The organism is Pseudomonas sp. K8 (assembly GCF_014889455.1).
GTDB classification, from domain to species: Bacteria; Pseudomonadota; Gammaproteobacteria; order Pseudomonadales; family Pseudomonadaceae; genus Aquipseudomonas; species Aquipseudomonas veronii.
This window is the reverse complement of the sequence record NZ_VJWO01000111.1, coordinates 1-1,386: the sequence shown is the minus strand read 5'-3', so window position 1 is coordinate 1,386 and position 1,386 is coordinate 1. Positions and strand designations below refer to the sequence as shown.

Here is a 1,386-nt window from a genome sequence, read left to right as displayed (position 1 = left end):
GCGGATGTTGCCCCTTGCGATCCGACGAGTAGGCAAACCAGACCGCCGCCGGTGTCGAGTCACCCGCAGGTCGGTCGTCCCGCACGTATGTCCACAGGCGAGCCGTTTTGGTCTTGCCGTTGCCCGGCGCGAGCACGCCAATCGGCGTGTCGTCTGCATGGACTTTGTGACCGCTCATGACGTGGTGCTCAAGGGCGTTGATCAGCGGCCTGAGCAACTGACTGCTCTGGCCCACCCAGTCGGCCAGGGTTGAGCGCTCCAGCTCCACGCCCTCACGGGCGTAGATCTCGGACTGCCGATACAACGGCAGATGATCGACAAACTTGGAGACCAGCACATGGGCCAACAACCCCGGGCCTGCAAGGCCTCGGGCTATCGGACGACTCGGCGCCGGCACCTGGGCGATGTGCTCGCAGCAGCGACAGACCCACTTCGGACGGACATGGCAAATAACTTTGAAACGTGCCGGAACGTACTCCAGCACTTCGGACACATCCTCACCCAAATAGCGAAGCTTCCCACCGCAGCCCGTGCATTGCGACTCGGGCTGATGCACGTGAGTTTCGCGAGGCAGGTGTTCGGGCAATGGTTTGCGGCGCGAAACTGCGCGAGGTGCCGGTTCGACTGGCGTTGTCATTTCGGCTTGGCTGACTTGCAGCTCTTCAAGGCTCAACTGGAGTTGATCGATCATCGCGTCCAGTTGCTCGGAGCTGCGACCGAACTGCGTACGACGCAGCTTGGCGATCATCATTTTCAAGCGCTCAATCTCTGCCCGCTGGGCAGAGACCAGAGTCTTCAAGGCTTGAAGATCGTTCGGCAGGGAGTCGGTCACGAGAGTCATGACCGCATGTTACTGGGGATTTTTTCAGCGCGGCAAGTCAGACTGCGAGGACAGGCGCTGTACGAATTGGCCTGCGCCAATCAATGCCTTCCAACAGCATCGATAACTGCGCAGGCGTCAGCGACACGCTGCCGCTGGTTGCTTGCGGCCAGACGAAGCGCCCTTGTTCCAACCGTTTGCAAAACAGACACAAGCCGTCGCCATCCCACCACAACAGCTTGATCCGGTCACCGCGCCGTCCGCGAAAGGCAAATATCTGACCGGAAAACGGGTCGGCTTCCAACTGTGTCTGCACCAGTGCCGCTAAACCATCGAAGCCACGGCGCATATCCGTGACGCCGGCGGCGATCCAGATACGGGTTCCAGCGGGCGGGGCAATCATCGCAGCAACTGCTGCAAGACGAATTGCAGCGTCTGCGGATCGGGTGCGCCCATGATACGCAACTTGGCTTTTCCGACCTCAACTGCGATCTCGGAATGACACTCCGCCTGTGGCTGGACGACGTGCGGCAGATCGATTGGCGCCTCCATCACCTGGACGGGCA

Annotated in this window: 2 protein-coding genes; both read right to left on the bottom strand. The window is 60.7% G+C overall.

The features are described from left to right. Positions 1-841, bottom strand: an 841-nt coding sequence (gene tnpC / locus INT12_RS30395) for an IS66 family transposase (protein WP_193059169.1), incomplete at its 3' end; no start/stop codon positions are given. A 37-nt stretch (positions 842-878) separates the two neighbouring features. Beyond that, on the bottom strand, positions 879-1,223 hold the full coding sequence (gene tnpB / locus INT12_RS30390; protein ID WP_034138746.1) for an IS66 family insertion sequence element accessory protein TnpB: 345 nt from the start codon (positions 1,221-1,223) through the stop codon (positions 879-881). Positions 1,224-1,386: the final 163 nt, after the last annotated feature.

Excerpts from the sequence above, each read along its gene's own strand:
- tnpB (WP_034138746.1), bottom strand. The coding sequence starts at position 1,223 with ATGATTGCCCCGCCCGCTGGAACCCGTATCTGGATCGCCGCCGGCGTC.